This is a genomic window from Streptomyces sp. NPDC060205 (genome assembly GCF_042728395.1).
GTDB lineage: Bacteria > Actinomycetota > Actinomycetes > Streptomycetales > Streptomycetaceae > Streptomyces.
Genome location: NZ_JBHWZP010000197.1, coordinates 1 through 17,569, shown reverse-complemented (window position 1 = coordinate 17,569; position 17,569 = coordinate 1). Strand labels below are relative to the sequence as shown.

The 17,569-nt window shown below is 69.9% G+C and carries 16 protein-coding genes; 3 read left to right on the top strand and 13 right to left on the bottom strand.

The genetic code is table 11. From position 1 onward, the window contains the following. Nucleotides 1-256: 256 nt before the first annotated feature. The 5 genes from ACFWGJ_RS28805 to ACFWGJ_RS28785 form a co-directional block, all read right to left on the bottom strand. On the bottom strand, nt 257-1,945 hold the full coding sequence (locus tag ACFWGJ_RS28805; RefSeq protein WP_210881862.1) for a uroporphyrinogen-III synthase: 1,689 nt from the start codon (nt 1,943-1,945) through the stop codon (nt 257-259). After that, nucleotides 1,942-2,901, bottom strand: coding sequence for a hydroxymethylbilane synthase (gene hemC / locus ACFWGJ_RS28800; RefSeq protein ID WP_210881861.1), 960 nt, complete (start codon nt 2,899-2,901; stop codon nt 1,942-1,944). The genes ACFWGJ_RS28805 and hemC overlap by 4 nt, the downstream gene beginning before the upstream one ends. Then, a complete protein-coding gene (locus ACFWGJ_RS28795; RefSeq protein WP_387330303.1) occupies nt 2,898-4,721 on the bottom strand; it encodes a glutamyl-tRNA reductase in 1,824 nt (607 codons plus the stop codon). The genes hemC and ACFWGJ_RS28795 overlap by 4 nt, the downstream gene beginning before the upstream one ends. After that, the gene (locus ACFWGJ_RS28790; protein ID WP_210881859.1) at nt 4,718-5,485 is read right to left on the bottom strand and encodes a redox-sensing transcriptional repressor Rex; all 768 of its coding nucleotides are present in this window, start codon (nt 5,483-5,485) and stop codon (nt 4,718-4,720) included. The genes ACFWGJ_RS28795 and ACFWGJ_RS28790 overlap by 4 nt, the downstream gene beginning before the upstream one ends. A gap of 331 nt (nt 5,486-5,816) precedes the next feature. Next, nucleotides 5,817-6,083: a glutaredoxin family protein gene (locus tag ACFWGJ_RS28785; protein ID WP_387330298.1), complete on the bottom strand. Its 267-nt coding sequence runs from the start codon at nt 6,081-6,083 to the stop codon at nt 5,817-5,819. 428 nt (nt 6,084-6,511) lie between these two features. On the opposite strand from ACFWGJ_RS28785, the gene ACFWGJ_RS28780 reads away from it, so the two are divergent. From ACFWGJ_RS28780 to ACFWGJ_RS28770, 3 genes are all read left to right on the top strand, one after another. Beyond that, nucleotides 6,512-7,444: an HAD family phosphatase gene (locus ACFWGJ_RS28780; RefSeq protein ID WP_107020823.1), complete on the top strand. Its 933-nt coding sequence runs from the start codon at nt 6,512-6,514 to the stop codon at nt 7,442-7,444. Nucleotides 7,445-7,771: 327 nt separating this feature from the next. Then, nucleotides 7,772-8,548, top strand: a complete 777-nt coding sequence (locus tag ACFWGJ_RS28775) for an ECF subfamily RNA polymerase sigma factor, BldN family (protein WP_107020822.1) — start codon at nt 7,772-7,774, stop codon at nt 8,546-8,548. Nucleotides 8,549-8,864: 316 nt separating this feature from the next. Then, complete coding sequence (locus ACFWGJ_RS28770; protein ID WP_387330293.1) at nt 8,865-10,100, top strand: DUF5667 domain-containing protein; 1,236 nt, start codon at nt 8,865-8,867, stop codon at nt 10,098-10,100. 90 nt (nt 10,101-10,190) lie between these two features. Here the strand turns inward: ACFWGJ_RS28770 and ACFWGJ_RS28765 are convergent, their stop codons facing one another. From ACFWGJ_RS28765 to ACFWGJ_RS28730, 8 genes are all read right to left on the bottom strand, one after another. Further along, nucleotides 10,191-11,276 (bottom strand): lysophospholipid acyltransferase family protein, encoded by a 1,086-nt coding sequence (locus tag ACFWGJ_RS28765; RefSeq protein ID WP_387330290.1) that lies wholly within the window; start codon nt 11,274-11,276, stop codon nt 10,191-10,193. A gap of 25 nt (nt 11,277-11,301) precedes the next feature. After that, a complete protein-coding gene (locus ACFWGJ_RS28760) occupies nt 11,302-12,363 on the bottom strand; it encodes an NAD-dependent epimerase/dehydratase family protein (RefSeq protein WP_387330287.1) in 1,062 nt (353 codons plus the stop codon). Nucleotides 12,364-12,703: 340 nt separating this feature from the next. Then, nucleotides 12,704-12,802, bottom strand: coding sequence for a 30S ribosomal protein bS22 (locus ACFWGJ_RS28755; RefSeq protein WP_003948845.1), 99 nt, complete (start codon nt 12,800-12,802; stop codon nt 12,704-12,706). A 165-nt stretch (nt 12,803-12,967) separates the two neighbouring features. Continuing rightward, a complete protein-coding gene (locus ACFWGJ_RS28750; RefSeq protein ID WP_093781815.1) occupies nt 12,968-13,177 on the bottom strand; it encodes a helix-turn-helix domain-containing protein in 210 nt (69 codons plus the stop codon). A gap of 129 nt (nt 13,178-13,306) precedes the next feature. After that, nucleotides 13,307-14,122 carry a phosphatase gene (locus ACFWGJ_RS28745; protein ID WP_387330284.1) on the bottom strand — a complete coding sequence of 272 codons (816 nt, stop codon included), beginning with the start codon at nt 14,120-14,122 and terminating at the stop codon, nt 13,307-13,309. 223 nt (nt 14,123-14,345) lie between these two features. Then, nucleotides 14,346-15,518 carry an acetoin utilization protein AcuC gene (locus ACFWGJ_RS28740; protein ID WP_387330281.1) on the bottom strand — a complete coding sequence of 391 codons (1,173 nt, stop codon included), beginning with the start codon at nt 15,516-15,518 and terminating at the stop codon, nt 14,346-14,348. Continuing rightward, the gene (locus ACFWGJ_RS28735) at nt 15,469-16,704 is read right to left on the bottom strand and encodes an MFS transporter (RefSeq protein ID WP_381832580.1); all 1,236 of its coding nucleotides are present in this window, start codon (nt 16,702-16,704) and stop codon (nt 15,469-15,471) included. The genes ACFWGJ_RS28740 and ACFWGJ_RS28735 overlap by 50 nt, the downstream gene beginning before the upstream one ends. 78 nt (nt 16,705-16,782) lie before the next feature. Continuing rightward, nucleotides 16,783-17,430: an HAD family hydrolase gene (locus ACFWGJ_RS28730; protein ID WP_381832577.1), complete on the bottom strand. Its 648-nt coding sequence runs from the start codon at nt 17,428-17,430 to the stop codon at nt 16,783-16,785. Between the last annotated feature and the right edge of the window lie 139 nt (nt 17,431-17,569).

The window sequence follows — 17,569 nt, the reverse complement described above, 5'->3', positions numbered from 1 at the left end:
GTGTGCCGGTACGTCCCGTACGTCAGCATCGCCTTCAGCACCGCGTACAGGGGCTCCTGCACGGCAACGCGGTACGGCAACCTCCCACAGCAACCCCCCACACGAAATCCCCCCACGAAAGCAGGCAGGGTGTACTGCTGTATGCCTGGAAGTGTGGGGTTTTTTGCAGGAGCCCTATGCGACGGACTCGACGTACCGGCACGGCCCCGACCCACGACGAACGGACGAACCACACAACGGCCCGCCCGCAAACGAACTACGTGGTGGTACGCCTCCGCCGAGACCCGGGCCGCCGCTCACTGGGCCGGGTAACAGGATCCCCGGCCTCCAGCGCGGAAGCCCGCCGCCGAAGCCCGAACTCCGCCAACGCCTCGGCAAGCCGGTGCACGGACGGCTCGGGCGACATGACATCGACACGCAACCCGTGCTCTTCGGCGGTCTTCGCCGTAGCAGGCCCAATACACGCAATGACGGTCACGTTGTGAGGCTTCCCGGCAATACCGACCAGGTTCCGCACAGTGCTGGACGACGTAAACAGAACGGCATCGAACCCGCCCCCCTTGATCGCCTCACGAGTATCCGCAGGCGGCGGCGAAGCCCGCACGGTCCGATAAGCCGTGACGTCATCAACCTCCCACCCGAGCTCGATCAACCCGGCGACCAACGTCTCGGTCGCGATATCGGCCCGAGGCAGAAACACCCGATCGATCGGATCAAAAACGGGATCGTAGGGCGGCCAGTCCTCCAGCAACCCCGCAGCGGACTGCTCCCCACTGGGCACCAGATCAGGCTTGACCCCAAAAGCGATCAACGCCTTGGCGGTCTGCTCACCCACAGCAGCAACCTTGATCCCGGCGAAGGCACGCGCATCGAGCCCGTACTCCTCGAACTTCTCCCGCACCGCCTTGACGGCGTTCACCGACGTGAAGGCGATCCACTCGTACCGCCCGGTGACGAGCCCCTTGACCGCCCGCTCCATCTGCTGAGGCGTCCGCGGCGGCTCCACGGCGATCGTGGGCACCTCGTGCGGCACGGCCCCGTACGACCGCAGCTGGTCGGAGAGCGACGCCGCCTGCTCCTTCGTACGCGGCACGAGCACCTTCCAGCCGAACAGCGGCTTGGACTCGAACCACGAGAGCTGCTCACGCTGAGCGGCGGAGGAACGCTCGCCGACCACGGCTATCACCGGCCGGCCGCCCTCGGGCGAGGGCAGCACCTTGGCCTGCTTCAGCGTCTGCGCGATGGTGCCGAGCGTGGCGCACCAGGTCCGCTGCCGCGTGGTGGTACCGGCGACGGTGACGGTCATAGGGGTATCGGGCTTACGCCCGGCAGCGACAAGCTCCCCGGCGGCAGCAGCCACAGAATCAAGCGCGGCAGAAACCACGACGGTCCCGTCGGACGCCCCCACCTCGGCCCAGCACCGCGCGGACGCGGTACGGGCGTCGACGAAGCGCACGTCCGCACCCTCGGCGTCCCGCAGCGGCACACCCGCGTAGGCAGGCACACCCACGGCGGCGGCGACACCGGGAACGACCTCGAAAGGCACCCCCGCGGCGGCGCAGGCGAGCATCTCGCCGGCGGCGTACGCGTCGAGTCCGGGGTCGCCCGAGACCGCACGGACGACCCGCCTGCCGCCCCTCGCGGCCTCCATGACAATATTGGCCGCGTCCTTCGACGCGGGGACGCCAGAGGTGGCTGACGTGCCGTCAACTACCTTCAGCTGAGGCGTGTCCGGGCTCGCGCCCGTATCGGTGTCGAGCACGGTGACGTTTCGTCTGGCGTGCGTGCGGACGACGTCGAGCACTTCGGGTTCGGCGACCAGGACATCAGCGTTCCCCAGCGCCTCGACGGCGCGCAGAGTCAGCAGTCCCGGATCACCGGGTCCGGCACCGAGGAAGGTGACGTGCCCGTGTTCGAGGCCGATGGGAAGGGTGGTGGGGCTCAATGTACTCGCTCCCCCATCAGACCGGCCGCGCCCTTGGCAAGCATCTCGGCAGCGAGTTCACGGCCGAGCGCCATTGCTTGGTCATGTGTCTCGGGCACGGGACCGGTGGTGGACAACTGCACCAGCGTCGAGCCGTCGGTCGTGCCGACGACGCCGCGCAGGCGCAATTCCTTGACAATCTGCCCGTCGGCCAGAAGGTCGGCGAAGGCACCCACAGGTGCGCTGCAACCGGCCTCCAGGGCGGCGAGCAGGGATCGCTCGGCGGTCACGGCGGCCCGGGTGTACGGGTCGTCGAGCTCGGCGAGCGCAGCGACGAGGTCCGCGTTGTCCGCGGCGCACTCGATCGCGAGGGCCCCCTGGCCGGGGGCGGGCAAAATGATGTCGACCGGCAGGAAGTCGGTCACTTCGGCGGTCCGTCCGACGCGTTCCAGCCCGGCGGCGGCAAGCACGACACCGTCCAGCTCGCCGTCCCGCACGAACCCGATCCGCGTGTCGATGTTCCCGCGGATCGGCACGGTCTCGATGGTCAGCCCGAGGTCACGCGCGTACGCGTTCAGCTGGGCCATGCGGCGCGGCGAGCCGGTACCGATCCTCGCGCCGGCCGGCAGCTCGGCGAACGTCAGACCGTCGCGTGCGATCAGCACGTCACGGACGTCCGCGCGGACGGGTACGGCGGCCAGCGCGAGCTCGTCGGGCTGCCCGGTCGGCAGGTCCTTGAGGGAGTGCACGGCGAAGTCGACCTCCCCGCGCAGCAGCGCGTCGCGCAGGGCGGTCACGAAGACGCCCGTGCCGCCGATCTGCGCGAGGTGCTCACGGGACGTGTCCCCGTAGGTCGTGATCTCCACGAGCTCGACGGGCCGTCCGGTCACCTGGCTCACGGCGTCCGCCACCTGCCCGGACTGGGCCATGGCGAGTCTGCTCCGCCTGGTCCCGAGCCTCAGTGCCTGCTCAGTCATGCTCGCCCTCGGTTTTCGGCGCTCTCGAAGTTGTTGCTGTCGGCGTCCCGGCCCTCGGCCTTCGAGACGGCGGCGACCGTCTCCTGGTCCAGGTCGAACAGGGTCCGCAGCGCGTCCGCGTATCCGGCACCGCCGGGCTCGGCGGCCAGCTGCTTGACCCGTACGGTCGGCGCGTGGAGCAGTTTGTCCACGACACGTCGCACGGTCTGGGTGATCTCGCTGCGCTGCTTGTCGTCGAGGCCGGGCAGCCGTCCGTCGAGCCGGGCGATCTCGCCCGCGACGACGTCGGCGGCCATCGTGCGCAGCGCCACGACGGTCGGAGTGATGTGCGCGGCGCGCAGCGCGGCACCGAAGGCGGCGACCTCGTCGGAGACGATCCGCCGCACCTGGTCCACGTCGGCGGCCATGGGCGCGTCGGCGGACGCCTCGGCGAGGGACTCGATGTCCACCAGCCGCACGCCGGGCAGCCGGTGCGCGGCCGCGTCGATGTCACGGGGCATGGCGAGGTCGAGCAGCGAGAGCACGGGGGTGGGCCGGGGCACCTCGGCGACGGGCTCGGGGCGGCGCCGCTCAGGCACCCGTCCGAGGAGGGTCGCGGCGGCGGCGAGGGCGCTGATGGCCTCGGCCTCGGCGGCCGGGTCGAGCAGTGCGACGGAGCCGGGCTGGCCCTCGGCGGCCGCAGCCGACGCGCCCTTGTCGACCCAGGCGGCGTGCTGTTCCAGCTCGGCCGCGCCCATCCCGGCCACGGCGGCCTCGCCGAGCACGGAGAACCCGGCGGTGCCCTGCACGGTCTGCACGCTCTGGGCGCCCTGCGCGGCGGCGGGGTCGAGGGGACAGTTCTCCTCGGTGCCGACGCTGGTGGGCGGCAGTTCACTCCGTACGACGGACGGACCGCTCGCGCCGCGCGCACCGGCATCCGGGGTCGGGGCCGGAGCGGGGGCGGGCACCCGCACCGCACGCCCCTCCATCGCGGTCGCGACGACCTCGGCGGTGAGGACGAGACCGGTCGCACCGGTGCACGACACGACGACGTCGGCACGTGTCAGTTCATCCGCGACCGCGTCGATCGGCACGGCACGGGCCAGCACGTCGGTGCCGCCCTCCCGCGTCGCGCTCTGCGCGTACTGCTCCACGAGCAGGGTGGCGAGCCGCTCGGCCCGGTCGAACGTCCTGTTGGCGACGACCACCTCGGCCACGCCCGCGCGCGCCAGGGTGGCGGCGGCCAGCGAGGACATCGAGCCGGCGCCGATCACCAGGACCCGCTTGTCCCGGGCCCAGGCGTCGACCGTCGCGCCCTCGGCGAACTGCTCCAGGCCGAAGGTCACCAGGGACTGCCCGGCCCGGTCGATGCCGGTCTCGGAGTGAGCGCGCTTGCCGACCCGCAGCGCCTGCTGGAACAGGTCGTTCAGCAGCCGGCCGGCGGAGTGCAGCTCCTGCGCGGTGGCGAGCGCGTCCTTGATCTGGCCGAGGATCTGTCCCTCGCCGACCACCATCGAGTCGAGTCCGCACGCCACCGAGAAGAGATGGTGGACGGCCCGGTCCTCGTAGTGCACGTACAGGTACGGGGTGAGCTCTTCGAGTCCGACCCCGCTGTGCTGCGCGAGCAGCGTGGAGAGCTCGGCGACGCCGGCGTGGAACTTGTCCACGTCCGCGTACAGCTCGATCCGGTTGCAGGTGGCGAGCACCGCGGCCTCGGTGGCCGGTTCGGCGGCGACCGTGTCCTGGAGCAGCTTGATCTGGGCGTCCGCGGACAGCGCGGCGCGCTCCAGGACGCTGACCGGAGCGCTGCGGTGGCTCAGCCCGACGACGAGGAGACTCATGCCGGCATCACGGCGGGGACGTCCCCGTCGGGCCCTTTCCCGGCCTCCTTGGCCGCCGCGGCCTCGGCGGCGAGCACGGCGTCGGCCTGCGCCTCGGCCTCCTCGCCGGCCTTGCGCTGCTCGTGGAAGGCGAGGATCTGCAGCTCGATGGAGAGGTCGACCTTGCGTACGTCGACGCCGTCCGGCACGGACAGCACGGTCGGCGCGAAGTTCAGGATGGAGGTCACACCGGCGGCGACGAGCCGCTCGCAGACCTGCTGTGCGGCCCCGGCGGGGGTCGCGATGACACCGATCGACACACCGTTGTCGTCGATGATCTTTTCCAGCTCGTCGGTGTGCTGCACGGGGATCCCGGCGACGGGCTTCCCGGCCATGGCGGGATCGGCGTCGATCAGCGCCGCGACCCGGAACCCGCGCGAGGCGAACCCGCCGTAGTTGGCCAGGGCGGCGCCGAGATTTCCTATCCCGACGATCACGACCGGCCAGTCCTGGGTCAGGCCCAGCTCGCGGGAGATCTGGTAGACGAGGTATTCGACGTCGTAGCCGACACCGCGCGTCCCGTACGACCCGAGGTACGAGAAGTCCTTGCGCAGCTTGGCGGAGTTGACCCCCGCCGCGGCCGCGAGTTCCTCGGAGGAGACCGTGGGTACCGAGCGCTCCGACAGTGCGGTGAGGGCTCGGAGATACAGGGGAAGCCTGGCGACGGTGGCCTCGGGAATCCCTCGGCTGCGGGTCGCCGTTCGGTGAGTTCGGCCAGTTGCCACGGTGCTCCTGCGGGTAGCGCGGGGCTTCAGGCGGTCACACGTCCCTGGACCGCCCCGTCGAATGCAGGCTATGTCTTTGTGAACGCGTGCACAAAGATGGTGTCCGATTTGCCCGGCCAACGTGACCGGGGTCACGCACCCCCGGCGCACCCGTACGGAACCGGCGCACACGCACCTTCGTTCCTCACATCTTGGGGGCAAAACCGCACACTCTCCTCTACGATCCCCGCCCCCGAGTCCGAATCGCCCTCGATCCTAAGTGACATTCCGGCCCCGCCGGACTGCTCAGTCAGGCCACGGTCCGATTACTCCTGAGCCCCACCGGCCTCCGCTACGCCGTGAGCGCCCGCCTCAGCCGCGCCTCGTCCACCCGCCAGAACGTGTGCTGCGCCCCGTCCACCAGCACCACCGGGATCTGTTCCCAGTACTCCCGGTGCAGTTCGGCGTCCTCGGTGATGTCCTTCTTCTCCCAGCGCACCCCCAGCTCACCGCAGACCTTCTCCACAACACCCTGTGCGTCTTCACACAAATGGCAGTCGGGCTTCCCGATCAAGGTAACGACCCGCTCAGCCCGCCCACGCCGAAAAAGAGACCTCATCCCCCCATTCTCCCGCGCGAAAGACTGTGCGTCGGCTGCGGGCGAGCGGGTGCTGGTCGCAATCTTTTAGGGGCGCGGGGAACTGCGCACGTCCACACCAGTCGGGCGCACACCTTCAAACCAACGTCGGCCGCAACCTCCCAAGGGGCGCGGGGAACGGCGCAGTCTTTCGTCTTGAGGGGCGCGGGGAACGGCGCAGTCTTTTGTCCTGAGGCGCACGGGACCGCGGCGGCCGACCCCCACCTTCCAGGGGCGCGGGGAACTGCGCGACCAGCCCCCACCGCCCCGCACCCGACACTCAACCCCCGGCGAAGCCAGAGGGGGAGCGGCCCACAAGGCAAGCCCCGCAACAACGACGCCGCAAAGAATTCACCGCATCCAAACCTCCCGACTCCAGCCGCACCGAACAAACTGGCTATGCTCACGCCATGGCCGCTCTCGGATGGCTCACCCCCCGTAGGCGCTCCGCGACAGCGCGAAGCGTGCTGGCAGGCGAGGCCTCGGCTGAGGCAGCGCGCAAGACCTCCCAGGAGCTGGAAGAGCTCACAGCCGCGCCAGGAACCGCCGAACCGGACTTCCCGGTCCACGGCGACGACCAGGCCGCCGCGTTCTTCGACCTGGACAACACCGTGATGCAGGGCGCCGCGATCTTCCACTTCGGCCGCGGCCTGTACAAGCGCAAGTTCTTCGAGTCCCGCGACCTGTACCGGTTCGCCTGGCAGCAGGCCTGGTTCCGGCTGGCCGGCGTCGAGGACCCCGAGCACATGCAGGACGCCCGCGACTCCGCCCTGTCCATCGTCAAGGGCCACCGCGTCGCCGAACTCATGTCGATCGGCGAGGAGATCTACGACGAGTACATGGCCGAGCGCATCTGGCCCGGCACCCGCGCACTGGCCCAGGCCCACCTGGACGCGGGCCAGAAGGTGTGGCTCGTCACGGCGGCCCCCGTGGAGATCGCCACGGTGATCGCCCGCCGCCTCGGCCTGACCGGCGCCCTCGGCACGGTCGCGGAATCGGTGGACGGCGTATACACCGGCAAGCTCGTCGGCGAACCGCTGCACGGCCCCGCGAAGGCGGAGGCGGTACGCGCCCTGGCCGCGGCGGAGGGCCTGGACCTCGGCCGCTGCGCCGCGTACAGCGACTCCCACAACGACATCCCGATGCTGTCGCTGGTGGGGCACCCCTACGCGATCAACCCGGACGCCAAGCTCCGCAAGCACGCCCGCACGCTCGACTGGCGGCTGCGCGACTACCGCACGGGCCGCAAGGCCGCGAAGGTCGGCATCCCGGCCGCCGCGGGGGTCGGCGCGGTCGCGGGCGGCACCGCCGCCGCCATCGCCCTGCACCGTCGCCGCCGCTAGGGCCGCCACCGCCCGGGCCTGTCCGGCCGTTCCCCCGCAGCCGTGTCCCTCCGGGGCACGGCTGTCACGTTGACGGCACCCGGCCACAACACGCCCTGGACTCAGACGGAACGCGAACCGAACCGATCAACAACCGGTCACTATCCGGCACTTGATCAGGTGTCATTCGGTTACAGAAGCGACGTAATCGATGATTTGAGCAACTGGGTGTAGCACTGCCTGTACGAAGCGTTATTCTCCTCAGACGCATAACGGACCCCACTCTTCGCTACGACGGGTGAACGGTCCGGTACTGCACGTGATGGAAGCTCTGCCTCTGGGAGTCCCGTGTACCCACACGTCGGGGTTGACGCCTCGGGCCTGGCTACGCTGCGCGCAACGGTCCTAGACCGCTTGCGCGGCTTCGTCCCCACCGCGTACGCCGTCCCCGCCCTCGCTGTCTCCGTCGCGCCCGTCGGCCCGTGCTACGCACTGGCCGAGGGAAGCGCGGCGGTCGGCAGACGAGGACGTTCGAGCGCGCCAGCCACCCCCGCACGCCGCCCGGCCGCAGACAGTGACAGCGCCCGGATGATGGACCTAGTGGAGCGCGCACAGGCCGGTGAGGCCGAGGCCTTCGGCCGGCTCTACGACCAGTACAGCGACACTGTGTACCGCTACATCTACTACCGCGTCGGCGGAAAGGCGACCGCGGAAGACCTGACGAGCGAGACGTTCCTGCGCGCACTGCGCCGCATCGGGACGTTCACCTGGCAGGGCCGTGACTTCGGCGCCTGGCTGGTCACCATCGCCCGCAACCTCGTCGCGGACCACTTCAAGTCGAGCCGTTTCCGGCTCGAAGTGACCACCGGCGAGATGCTCGACGCCAACGAGGTCGAGCGCTCACCCGAGGACTCCGTCCTGGAGTCCCTCTCGAACGCGGCACTGCTGGACGCCGTCCGCCGCCTCAACCCCCAGCAGCAGGAGTGCGTGACCCTGCGGTTCCTCCAAGGCCTTTCGGTCGCCGAGACCGCCCGCGTCATGGGCAAGAACGAGGGCGCGATCAAGACCCTCCAGTACCGGGCGGTGCGCACGCTGGCACGGCTCCTCCCGGAAGACGCCCGCTGAGACCCCGTACCCCCGCAGGCTCGACGCCACGCGGCCGGACCGCCGGACCGGCCCCGGTACGACTCGGGTACGACCCCGTATGAACCAGTACGCTCAGCGACGCCCAACTCACCCTCCGTGAAAGTCTGTTGACTTCGCGGTCCGATCATCCGTCGTCCGTAACCCAAGTGCCGAGCCGCTCGTTGTGCGGGATACAGGCTCCCTGTGGTCACACCCTGGCCGTCTTCGATCACTCGATCGAGTTGTCGTGGTCAGGGGGTGCAACCCTCAGGACCCCCTGGGGAGCCGACCGTCATGACGAGAGGAGGTGCCGCCAGTGATCGCGAACGTATCGGCGCACCGGCGGACGAACGCCTTCGCCCAGGCCCTGGAGGAGCAGTCCGACAGGGACACGGCGGCCGAGCAGTCCGAAGGACCTGCTCCGGCCGTCGCGGACCGGTCCGAGCAGAGCCGGATGCTGTCCCTGGCGACCGGCCTCGGCGAGCTGCCCAAACCCCAGATGGACCCCGAGGTGAAGGTCGTCCAGAGGGCCCAGCTGGTGGCCGCCATGGAGGCCATGCTGCTGGAGGGCACGGCCGCGGGAGGCGATGCGACGGGCCTTCCGGTCCCCGAGCAACGGTCCCATCGGGGCAGGGGCGCGCACAGGGCGACCGGACTGGGGAAACTGCGGCCCCGTTCCCGGCTGTCGAAGGGGCTCGCCGCGGGCGGACTCACCGTGGGTGTGGCCGCCGGAGCCTTCAGCGGGGTCGCCGCCGCCAGCTCCGACGCCCTGCCCGGTGACTCGCTCTACGGACTCAAGCGCGGAATGGAGGACCTCAAACTGGGCATGGCCGACGGCAGCAGCGACCGCGGCGAGCTCTATCTCGACCAGGCCTCCACCCGGCTGAGCGAGGCGCGCCGCCTGATGGAGCGCGGCCGCTCGGGCCCCCTGGACCACGAGTCCCTGGGCGAGATCAGGCGCGCGCTGTTCGGTATGCAGCACGACGCCGGCGAGGGCCACCGTCTGCTGCACGAGGCCTATGAGCGGGACCCGGACTCCCTGGGCCCCATCCAGACGCTCTCCACCTTCTCGCAGTCGCACCGCGACGCCTGGGGCGCCCTGCGCGACCGGCTGCCCGTCCAGCTCGGCGACGTCAGCCGCCAGGTCAGCTCGGTCTTCGACGCCATAGACGAAGAGGTCGACCCGCTGCGCGCGCTGCTCCCGCAGCCACCCGCGCCGGAGGGCACCGGCCGCCACCGCGGCCCGAGTTCCGACTCCCCGGGCTCCTCGGGGTCGGACCGCTCGGTCCCGCCCAGCGCCTCGGGCCGCGACTCGTCCGACGGCACCGGTTCCGGTACGGGCAGCGGCAAGCCCAAGCCGTCCACGTCCAAGACGGAGGACGACGGCCTGCTCGGCGGCAACACCGGCGGCCTCCTCGACCCGCCCGAGGACGACACCAGCGCCTCCCCGTCAGGCAAGGACACTCCCGCCCCCGAGCCGGACGTGACCCTGCCGCCCCTCCTCCCGGGCCTGCTCCCGGGCCTGGGCATCGACAGCGAGGACGCGGACTAGATCCCGCCGGTACGCAGGTGGGGGCGCCCCTTTCCACAAGGGGCGCCCCCATCCGCGTACGCGCTCCCCGTCGGCCGTGGGAGCCGGCGGTCAGAAGAACACCGAACGGCGCTGCACCAGCAGCTTGTAGAGCGTGTGCTGGATCTGCTCCCTGACCTGGTCCGTCAGGTTGAACATCAGCATCGGGTCCTCGGCCGCCTCCGGCGGATAGCCGTCCGTGCGGATCGGCTCACCGAACTGGATCGTCCACTTGGTCGGCAGCGGCACGGCGCCCAGCGGACCGAGCCACGGGAACGTCGGCGTGATCGGGAAGTACGGGAACCCGAGCAGCCGCGCGAGGGTCTTCGCGTTGCCGATCATCGGATAGATCTCCTCCGCGCCCACGATGGAGCACGGAATGATCGGCGTGCCCTGGCGCAGCGCCGTCGACACGAACCCGCCGCGGCCGAAGCGCTGCAGCTTGTAGCGCTCGCTGAACGGCTTGCCGATGCCCTTGAAGCCCTCCGGCATCACCCCGACCAGTTCGCCGCGCTGCAGCAGCCGTTCGGCGTCCTCCGCGCACGCGAGGGTGTGGCCGGCCTTGCGGGCCAGCTCGTTGACCACGGGCAGCATGAAGACCAGGTCGGCCGCGAGCAGCCGCAGATGCCGGTTCTCGGGATGGTTGTCGTGGACGGCCACCTGCATCATCAAGCCGTCCAGCGGCAGCGTCCCGGAGTGGTTGGCGACGATCAGCGCCCCGCCCTCCGACGGGATGTTCTCGATGCCCTTCACCTCGACGCGGAAGTACTTCTCGTAGAGGGGCCGCACCATCGACATCAGGACCTGCTCGGTGAGCTCCTGGTCGTAACCGAAGTCGTCGACCTCGTAGTCACCGGTCAGGCGCCGTCGCAGGAACGACAGGCCGCCGGCGATGCGCCGCTCCCAGCCCTCGCCCTCCGGCTTGTCCACGGCAGCCGATCCGGCCGCCGGTTCAGCGGGCGATCCGGCGGCAGGTTCCTCACGCGTCACAGGAACATCATCCTGCGGAATCGTTCGTGCGGGCAGGGGCTGGACCTCGTGAACCGTCGCGGGCTCGCCCTTGCGCCTGCTCCCCGCGCCCCGGCGCCGCGCGGGCCGTTGTACGGCACTCCCGCGGGACCGGTCGTCGTCGAACGGAATGACCTTGGCGTCCGCCATCGTTGATGCGCTCCTCGGTTGGCGCTCAGTTGGCGCTCTGCGTCGGGGGGTGGCCACCGCCCAGTGCGGGCAGTGCGGCGATCCGGTCGACGGCCCCCGCGAGGGCCTCGGGCGGCAGCAGTCCGGGGCCCCGGCTGCGGGCGAAGTCCGCGAACGTCTCGGCCGTCGTGAACTTCGGCCGGTATCCGAGCGTCTCGCGCATCTGGTTCGTCGCCACGACCCGGCCGTGGGTGAGCAGCCTCAGTTGCTCGGGCGAGAAGTCCGTCATGCCCACCGTACGCAGTGCCGAGCCCACCCAGCTGATCGCGGGCATCAGCACCGGGACCGTGGGCCGGCCCAGCCTGCGCGCGCACTGCGAGAGCAGCAGGACGCCGTCGCCGGTGATGTTGAACGTGCCGCTGTTGAGCGTGCCCCGCTCCGGCTCGTGCGAGGCGATCCGCAGGACGTCGATCACGTCGTCCTCGTGCACGAACTGCAGCCGCGGGTCGTAGCCGAGGACGGTCGGCAGGACGGGCAGCGAGAAGTACGCGGCGAGCGGGGTGTCCGCACCCGGTCCGAGGATGTTCGCGAACCGCAGCACGCACACGGCGACGTCCGGCCGCCGCCGCGCGAACCCTCGTACGTACCCCTCGACCTCGACCGTGTCCTTCGCGAAGCCGCCGCTCGGCAGTGACTTGGGCGGGGTCGTCTCGGTGAAGACGGCCGGATCGCGGGGCGCCGACCCATAGACATTGGTACTGGACTTCACGACCAGCCGCTTGACCGTCGGCGACTTCTGGCAGGCACCGAGCAGCTGCATGGTGCCGATGACGTTGGTCTCCTTGACCGTGGCCCGGCTGCCGCTGCCCAGCGGGGTGCCCGTCACATCCATGTGCACCACCGTGTCCACGGAGTGCTCGGCCAGCAGCCTGGCGATGGTGGGCTGCCTTATGTCGGCGCGTACGAAATCCGCACCGCCCAGGTGGTGCTCGGGTGCGACCGCGTCCACGGCGACCACCCGGTCCACCTCGGGGTCACGCTGGATCCGTCGTACGAACCGGCCCCCCAGCTGACGGGCCACTCCGGTCACGAGCACGACCTTCCCCAAGATCAGCGCCTTCCTTCCAGCCGTCGACGACACCTGCTCGTACTCTGCCGTGTTCCCCGTGACGGTCACGTTAGCGGGTCGGTGTTGCGCTGTGATGACTGCCCGATGCACGAAGTGACCGCACCCGCGAACATACGATCAGACCAAGCCAACTGCCGCACGGAACGTACGCTCAGACATACGTACGGCGTTCGGACCACCGGACATAAAGGCATTCGACCGGCCCGTCCGGCGCACACGACTGTGGCCCCTCACCGACAGGTGAGGGGCCACAGAGCGCACTGTCACGGCGTCGCCCACGCCCCGCTCGCGCGGGGTGGGCGACCGCCGCAGGTCGCGACTACTTCTTGTTGCGTCGCTGAACGCGAGTGCGCTTGAGCAGCTTGCGGTGCTTCTTCTTGGCCATCCGCTTACGCCGCTTCTTGATAACAGAGCCCACGACTACCCTCGCTCACTTCTCTTTACTCGTTGCTGGGCTGCATGGGCCCACACGACTTATGAGGGGCCAGCCTACCCGCCTGAGTGCCAGAGGTTGTAATCGAGGGGTTCCGGGCGAAATCCCGGGGACGCGATCAAGCACCCCGGGACCTCCCCCGGACCGCCGTCAGGCTGTCTCCACCCCCACGTAGGACTCGCGAAGGTACTCGTGAACCGCTTGCTCCGGGACGCGGAAGGACCTCCCCACCCGGATCGCGGGCAGATGACCGCTGTGCACCAAGCGGTACACGGTCATCTTCGACACTCGCATCACCGAGGCGACTTCCGCCACGGTAAGGAACTGAACCTCGTTCAGAGGCCTCTCGCCAGCAGCCATGACACACCTGAACCTTCCGCACTCGACGGTCGCCGGCTTCCCCTTCCGGTGACACTTCGTCGTTGCGTGCTCACTCCCCAGAGTAGGGGCGGGTGATGCGAGTGGGGAAGAGGAGCCCCCATCGGCGGCCTACTGTGACAGACACGCTCGATTGAGTACATAGCGAGTAAGCGGTCGGTAGTAATCAGACCGCACAGCGTCATCAAGTGGAACGACGACGGACACCCGCCCCTCTGCCTCGCCGACGAACAGCGCGGGATCATCGGTGTCACCCAGGCCGATGGCCTCGAACCCCAGCTGACCTGCCCCGCAGACCCACCCGTGGTCTCCCACCACGAGTTCCGGAAGCGGCCCGCCGGCCTCCGCGGCAGCTGCCAGGGCGGTGCGAACCGGGAGGGGGGAGTGCGTGTGCGCGCCGGTCCCGTGACCGGCGCCTCGCGCCCCGGGTTCCCGCACCAGCGCGACTCCTCGTACGTAGTCAAGGTTGTAGGTGCGTAGACCGAACCGGGTCGTTATGTCGACACAGCTACCATGCGCAGGGGTGAGAACGGCACACCCGGCCGCCGACAGAGCGTCCGCGAGCGCGGCGTAGAAGCCGAGCAGGCGATGCGGATGTCCGGTGCCGAGCAGCACCGGGGAGCGGTTCCGCACGGCTTCCGCAAGGCGCTCCGCGAAGGCGTCGAGCGCCACGAGCGTGCGATCAGGATCGATCACGTCGGGCCCGGAGGTGTGCCGTGAATCTGCCGATACGCCACACTTCTCCGCCATCAAAGCGATCAGATCGGACTGCTTCCAGGCCCATTCAGGATCGAGTCCGATCGTCACCCGCGGATCCCGGGCGGCGAACAGCCGATAACTCCTGAGACTCGCTTCCCGAGAGGTCGCCACGGCCCCAGCCAGCCTCACCGCCAGCAGATGCGCCCGCAACGCCCCGGAACTCAACACACCCCGATGCTCCCGCACACTCCACGGACCCGCGCCCAAAACCGCGTGAGCGCCGCACAGTTGGAGTAACGGTTCGCCCGGTGGGGGCTGATCGCGCAGTTCCCCGCGCCCCTTTCAGCCCGTCCGGCGTTTGAGGACGAGCGCGCAGCGCGATAGGGGGGCGAGGGGGCGCAGCCCCCATGCAGTGACGGGAAGGGTAGGGGCGGCGGGGGCGAAAAACGCCCTAGGCCAACAACCCCCGCAGGGGAAACGCCGCCCGCCGAGCGGCCAACACGGCCTGATCCAACCGATCCGCGGGGTCATACCCCGCCTCCCACCCCACGAACGACACAGGCCACCGCCCATCAGTCATCCGCACAGGCCCCAACTCCCGCGTACGAGCGAACACCTCAGCCCGCCAACTCTCAGGAATGACGGAGGAGGGCGCCACCTCCCGCCCCGCAGCGATCCCCACCAGATGCGTCCAGGACCGCGGCACCACATCCACCACCGCATACCCGCCCCCACCGAGCGCGACCCACCGCCCCTCGGCGTACTCGTGCGCCAGCTCATGACACGCCACCTGCACAGCCCGCTGCGCATCCAGCGACACGGCCAGATGCGCGAGCGGGTCCTCGAAGTGCGTGTCGGCCCCGTGCTGGGTGACCAGCACCTGCGGCCGGAAGTCGGCGATCAGCTCCGGTACGACGGAGTGGAAGGCCCGCAGCCACCCCGCGTCCCCGGTCCCCGCCGGCAGCGCCACGTTCACGGCGGAGCCCTCCGCCCCCGCGGCCCCGGTCTCCTCGGGCCACCCGGTCTGCGGGAACAGCGTGCGCGGATGCTCGTGCAGCGACACGGTCAGCACCCGCGGGTCCTCCCAGAACGCGGCCTGCACACCGTCACCGTGGTGCACGTCCACATCCACGTACGCGATCCGCTCGGCCCCCAGTTCCAGCAGCCTGGCGATGGCCAGGGCGGCGTCGTTGTAAATGCAGAACCCGGACGCGCCCCCGGGCATCGCGTGGTGCAGCCCGCCCGCGAAGTTCACCGCGTGCAGCGCGTCACCCCGCCACACGGCCTCGGCGGCGCCCACTGATTGCCCCGCGATCAGGGCGGACACCTCGTGCATTCCGGCGAAGGCGGGATCGTCCATGGTCCCGAGCCCGTACGCCGCGTCGGCCGCCCGGGGATCCACGGAGGCGGCCTTGACCGCCTCGACGTAGTCCTCCCGGTGCACCAGCCGCAGGGTGGAGTCACCGGCGGGCTTGGCCGCGACGACATCCACCTCCCGGTCGAGCCCGAAGGCGTCGACCAGGCGCCGGGTCAGCGCCAGCCGGACCGGATCCATCGGATGATCCGGACCGAAGTCATAGCCCGTTACTGCCTCGTCCCACATCAGCTGTGCGCGGCCGCTCATGCCCGTCACCGTATCGGGAAGGTCCGGAAGCGAACGACCGGGCGTAGAACAGTGTGACGAGCACCAACGCCATCGGTACGAGCATCGCGCCCCGATAGCTCCACGCATCGCCCAGCGCACCCACCAGCGGCGAACCGATCAGGAACCCCACATAGTTGAAGATGTTCAGTCGCGCGACGGCCGCGTCCGCCGCCCCGGGGAACAGCCTGCCCGCCGCCGCGAAGGTCTGCGGCACGATCACACACAGTCCGAACCCGACAAGAGTGAAGCCCAGCATCCCGACCCAGGCGCCCGGCGCCACCGCCACGACCCCGAAGCCGGCCGCCGCGACGACCGCCCCGACCCGCACGACCGCCACGGCCCCGAACCGCCGCACCCCGAAGTCCCCGACGGCCCGCCCGAGCAGGGTGGTGACCATATAGACGTTGTACGGAACGGTCGCCAGCTGCTCCGAGCTGCCGAGCACGTCCTGGAGGTACTTGGCGCTCCAGTTGGAGACGGTCGAGTCGCCGATGTAGGCGATGGCCATCACCAGACACAACGGCAGCAGCAGCTTGAACCCCACACCGGCGCCACCGGCCCCACTGACCCCACCGGCCACGTCCGGCGCCTGGGCCTCCTTGGGCCCGCTCCCGTCGACGTACCAGCGACTCCCCACCAACGCGGCGGGCAGCAGCACCAGCACGACGGGCAGATACGACACGAACAGCGCCAGGTCCCAGTGCGCCCCCGCCCACGCGAGCGAGGCCCCGCCGATCCCGCCGAGGCTGTACGCGGCGTGGAAGCCGAGCATGATGCTGCGACCGTAGGTGTGCTGGAGGCTCACGCCGAGCATGTTCATGGACGCGTCGAGCGCTCCGACGGCGAGTCCGAACGCGGCGAGAGCCAGCCCCAGCTGCCACAGCCCGTCGCCGGCCCCGACCCCCAGCAGCGCGAGCAGCACGACCGGCTGCGACCACCGCAGTACGTGACTGGGCGGCACCCGTTTCACGAGGTGCTCGGTGCAGACGCTCCCGGCCCCCGCGAGGATCGGTACGGCGGCGAGGAAGGCGGGCAGCAGCCCGTCGGACACGCCGTACCGGTCCTGGATCGCCGGGATACGCGTCACGAGGAGCGCAAAGGCGACGCCCTGGGCGAAGAAGCTGAACGCCAAGGAAGCCCGGCCACGCCGCAGCACATCTGTCATGGCGGCTCAGCGTAGAGCTCAGGCTTACTCGTGGGTAGAGAAACAAGAAGATGAATTGTGCTCAGCTTCTGCCGTGGGTCAGCTCTGGAGGAGTCCCAGGAGCTGGCCCATCTCCTCGAAGAACCGGTCGGCATCCGCCAGCCGCTCGGCCGGCGTCATCGCCGTGAAGCCGTACACGTCCATCCCGGCCGCACGGGCCGCCTGCACCCCAAGGGGACTGTCCTCCACGACCAGGCACTTCTCCGGGCTCACTTCCATCTGCTCGGCCGCGTACAGGAACAGATCGGGCGCGGGCTTGCCTCGCCCGACATCCTGCGAGCTGAAGATGCGCTGGTCGTCGAACCACCGGTCGAGCCCGGTCTTGCGGTGCCCGACCCTGATCCGCTCATGGCTCCCGGACGAGGCCACACAGTACGGAACCCCGTCCGCGGCCAGCTTCTCCAGGACCTCCACGACCCTCGGAACCGCCTCCAGCTCCCGCTCGAAAGCAGCGAACACCCGCCCATGGAAAACATCGTCGAAATCGACGGGCAACCGCTCCCCGGTCCGCTCCTCGACCAGATCGTGTACGCGATGCATGGCAGCCCCCATGTAGTCGCGCAGGGAGTCCTCGTACGAGGTGGGGTGCCCGAGTTCGGTGAGATACGCGGCGAGCAGGGTGTTGGAGAGGGGTTCGCTGTCCACGAGGACGCCGTCGTTGTCGAAGATCACCAGGTCATAGCGCATACCTACAGACCCTAAGCGTCTCCGAAAGCGCCTGAACTCCCGGGAACGCAAAAAAGCCCCCGCACCGAAGTGCGGGGGCTTTCTCGTAATATTTGTTCGGCGGCGTCCTACTCTCCCACAGGGTCCCCCCTGCAGTACC